The 4,496-nt window shown below is 28.5% G+C and carries 4 protein-coding genes; 1 reads left to right on the forward strand and 3 read right to left on the reverse strand.

Annotated features, from left to right (window positions below):
- Window positions 1-1,185: 1,185 nt before the first annotated feature.
- Entirely contained in the window at window positions 1,186-1,776 is a 591-nt protein-coding gene (locus tag ACRDBA_RS02080; protein ID WP_438571280.1) for a PBECR4 domain-containing protein, read from the forward strand.
- A gap of 265 nt (window positions 1,777-2,041) precedes the next feature.
- On the opposite strand, the gene ACRDBA_RS02085 is transcribed toward ACRDBA_RS02080, so the two are convergent.
- Genes ACRDBA_RS02085 through ACRDBA_RS02095 form a run of 3 tightly spaced genes read right to left on the reverse strand, consistent with a single transcriptional unit; the run spans window position 2,042 to window position 4,463 of the window.
- A complete protein-coding gene (locus ACRDBA_RS02085) occupies window positions 2,042-2,878 on the reverse strand; it encodes an Rpn family recombination-promoting nuclease/putative transposase (RefSeq protein WP_438571281.1) in 837 nt (278 codons plus the stop codon).
- A gap of 32 nt (window positions 2,879-2,910) precedes the next feature.
- A complete protein-coding gene (locus ACRDBA_RS02090; RefSeq protein ID WP_438571282.1) occupies window positions 2,911-3,270 on the reverse strand; it encodes a hypothetical protein in 360 nt (119 codons plus the stop codon).
- A 47-nt stretch (window positions 3,271-3,317) separates the two neighbouring features.
- Entirely contained in the window at window positions 3,318-4,463 is a 1,146-nt protein-coding gene (locus tag ACRDBA_RS02095) for a replication initiation protein (RefSeq protein ID WP_438571283.1), read from the reverse strand.
- Window positions 4,464-4,496 lie beyond the last annotated feature (33 nt).

Below are 4,496 nucleotides of genomic sequence, written 5' to 3' on the forward strand. Positions count from 1 at the left end.
CTGCTTTATCTATAAACATTTTATCTATCACGATATCGTGAAGCTTAGCATACATTCTAATTTTATCTTCTTGGTCTTTAAGTGATGTATTATCTACTTGCATTAAGGTAGATATCCTTCCATATCCTACTGCTCTTTTCTTCATGTCTTCCTCCAACTGTCTTCTAAATAATGATGTCTCTATTCTTAGGGACGACGAGATGCGTGTAAAAACCGGACACATCTTCTCTGTACCTATTTATATTACTATGTTTATCTCTTTACTTTTTTTAAAATTCTACTATTAATTAAACCTGCGTTTTTTCTGCAAAATGGCACCAAAGTTTCTTCAAATCAAGTAACATCAATAACTTGATGACTTTGATATAATACATTGCCCTAGTAGTGTCCTAAAAATGCGGATTTACAACGTTAAGGCGATTTTATCCGCTATTTGCAATGGTTTGGTGTTTTTCTAAGGACACCGAAATACGTGTAAAAATCGGCCACTTGGTTTTGTAGCTATTACAGCTACTATCTTTGGTAATATTTTTATACCTGTGTTTTTTCCGAAAATTTGCGTCACAAGTGATTTGATATAAGTAATATCAATATGTTCACCTGAGCTTCTTTTCATTAATTTAAATACATTGCTATCGTAGCGTCAGGAAAATGCGGATTTAGTACGTTAAGGCGATTTTGCCTGCTAATTGCAACGGTTTGGTTATTTTCACCGGGAGGACGATATACGTGTAAAAATCGGCCACTTGATTTTGAAGCTATTGGTATTACTAGCTTAGGCGATATTTTTTTATTTAAGTAAACTTTGGTGACTTTTTTCGAAAATGTGCTAGGTAACTCTATCCATAATGAAATATATTTTATGAAATTTATAATAATATTTTAACCGCATATCGTCAAGTTAGTCGGCTCAAACTTGACTTTTAAAATAACAATTAACATTATACATTAGTTATTTCAATACATTAACTATTAACTTTATTGTTTAGTTTTTTAATTTTTATATAATCTATTCTAATTTATTTATCAAAGTTTGTCGAATATATTAAAAGTAACCACACTACTAGTAGCCACTTTTAATAATATCCTAACAGTGGCTACTAACTTATTGTATAATATTGATATGATATATTAAAAAATATATCATATATTTAATTTCAAATTTATGATATAGGGGTGATTGCTATGGCAATAGATATAGATCCTCTTATCTTGGCAGCTAAAAGTTATGAGAAGTTACTAGGCAAAGACTTCATTATAACTATAGATACTAAAGATGGGAATACGAAAACTTTTCAAGTTCAATTCAAAAAAGATAATTTTTATCATCTAATTGGATTTCACTATTTAACTGATTTACCACAACTTGATACTAGACGTAATAAAAAGAACAGAATTTTTAATAATGTATTACAAGGCAATATTACATACAATTCAATAAAAATCAGTGCTCATTTTGATAATAAAATAGATGATAGAGTTAGCTATTTTCATAATATAGATAAATTATTATTGGAGAAAGTTATTTTAGATTTTGATGCTTCAAATGTAAGTTTAAAAACTAATTTAAAATGTGACTATATGTTTTTTAAAGATGAAAATGGAAAGTATATGCATCTAAGCTTAGCTCAAGATAAAACTCACTATCCAGAAAGCTTTTTTGTAAGAGATGATAATAAATACATCAAGAATCAAGATGTATTTGATATAGTTTCAATTGAAGAAATAGAAAAGAATAAAGCTAAGAAACCAAAAAAAGCATCTAACAAAAGTTAGATGCTTTCATATTTCATTAGGATGTATTTTTTGTTCGAAGTTAAAAACTTCTAGTCAGAAACGGCTGAATACAGAAACCGTTGATAAAATCTCCGCACTTCACTTCTCTGACAAAGCAAGCACATCATAGATTAAAATATAATCTGTTGACTACTGTCAACACACTATATTTTTATTATATACAAACACAATGTGTTTGTATACACATTTTTTTCACACTTTTTGTGTATAAAATGTGTTTTAAGTACAATTTGTGTAAAATCTATTATATTTCATTCCTTAACACTTGTACTTCATCTACACTCAACCCTGTTTTTAATGATATAGTTTCATTATCTAATATATCCAGTAAGTTTCTTGCTATTTCAACGGTCTTATTTCTCTCGCCTTTTTCCTCAGCATTTTTTAAAGCACTAACTTTATTTAAAAGAGATTCTTTTCTTCGCTCATATAATTCTCTCTCTTTTGAACTAGCACTTATTCTAAGTAATTCATACTTAGCATCTTTTATTTCTTCTTTAGACATTTCTAGTCTTTCAATTACTTTGCTCCCTGGGTTCTTTATAAATGTAGTCCATATCTCTAACATATTAGAAATATCCTCATCCTCTGATACTCCTTTATACTTAGGAAGCTCTATAAAATGCAGCTCCTGTATATCGGTTAATTCTTCATTTGTTTCAACTTCTTTTAATCTATAGCAGTTATGGAATCTATCATTTTTTAAACATTTAAAATCTAATATATTTATACAAACAGTTCTTGCAAGCTTGTCATAATCATCACCCTCTATAATTTGCCCCTCATACATCTTGCTCCAATAATACATAGATCTCTTTACCATGTTGTATTCATTTTTAACTTGTATCTCTATATTTATATGTTCTTTGTTATTTGTAGTTGCTTTTATATCTAATCTAGAATATTTATCATCTATATGCTCTTTGTCTATATCTGTATTTAATATCTTAACTGATGTTATAACGTCCTTTTGATTTAATACTGCATTTAAGAATGATATTAAAATATTTGGATGCTGTTCATTTCCAAATATTTTTTTAAATACAAAATCGACCCTAGGGCTTAATAATCCGTAACTCATATTTATCACTCCTCTCTTTTATCTATATTTTATCACAACTTTAAATAAGTATCTAAGCCAGATACTTGCTCTACAGCTTGTAAAATAGCACCATAATATGTGATTCTTCTTTTTGTATCTTGATATATTTCAGAATTGATATACCCTTCAACTGTGGTATGGTCGGCATTATTGCATTGAGCATTCCCTTTTAATGCTTTGTTACCTGGTTGAGACTCTAAGAATAATATAACTTTATCGAATAAATCCCATTCAATAACTTCTTTTATCTTATCAACATATATTCCATTAACTTTTAATTCTGCTGCAAAAGTTGTCTCTCTTGTCATGTGCTTTATTTGAATTTTATTACTATCTTCAAATAATTTTATAATATCGTCTTTAACTATCACCGATATTGTCTCCTTATCTTTGAATTTAATTCACTTTATCGTGACTTCTACCAAAACATTTCAATGTTTTTTTGATGCTCTATATCTTCTTTTTCCTCAATTTTGTACTCCACAATCTTATTATCCAAAGTACCCTTGAAGAACTTGTATGACGTAGCTTTAATAGTCTCTACATCATCCCTATCAAGAACTACCATAACCGAATCATTAAAAGCTTTTTCCATGTATTTATTCTTAAAATCAATGCCTTTAAAATCAATCTTAAAACTTCTTAAAGTGCCTTTAGTAAACAAGGTTTCATCAGGAACAAAAGGCTCAAAGTCACATTCTTTTGACTCATTTATAATTTCGTTAGCTGCACTAAACTTAGGTTTAAAGATTGTCTCTTCTTTATTATCAATAACCCCCTCCGCAGTAACTGCAACTTCTTCAATTACTTCACCTGGTATCTTTGTTACAACATCTTCCTTAGTAAAATATTTTCGCTTATCCAGATCTTTTACTATAAAGTCTATAGAATCAACTTTTCTACCTACTTTATTCTCCTTAAAATCTATCTCAAAACATCCAATATCAACTAATGCTTTTATTGCAGGTAATATAACCCTACGTTTAAAAGTATTGTAATCTCCATATTTGCCCTCTAAACTAAGATACATCTTTAGCTCATCTACTGAGTATGTAATAACACTCTTTGTACCAGACCATAAACGAAGTAGATCATATAGTCTTTGAGCATAATAATTTCCAAGTCCAAATAATACAGCTAAATTATTAGGTGTGTATCCACTTTCCAAATAATTTTGTATTAAACTATAAATCTTTTCTGATGATTCAATATGGAAAATCTTAGATTTTACATCATACTCAAAACCATTTATAAATCCATATTCCCCCCATGATACATCTCCGTTATTTTTTTCCTTAATAAAATATATGGGCTTTCTTCTCAATCCACTTAATATATCTTCAATACTTCCAATACTTCTATCTTTAGTCTTCTTTATAATCTCCTTAAATTCATCATGCGTTATTTCACACGATAAAACCCCATTTGGAGTTTTTTGTAATTTATATAAAAGTAATAAAAACACCCTATTTTCAACTAATGATAAATTATATTTGGCTTGAACTAGAACATTGTTTTTCATTAAAATCTTAGGAGGTGCTTCATTATTAATTATTTTTGTCATTTCCAATACTCCTTATTAAAATATATAAGATAT

The sequence above is a fragment of the Clostridium sp. genome (genome assembly GCF_051654825.1).
GTDB lineage: Bacteria > Bacillota > Clostridia > Clostridiales > Clostridiaceae > Clostridium.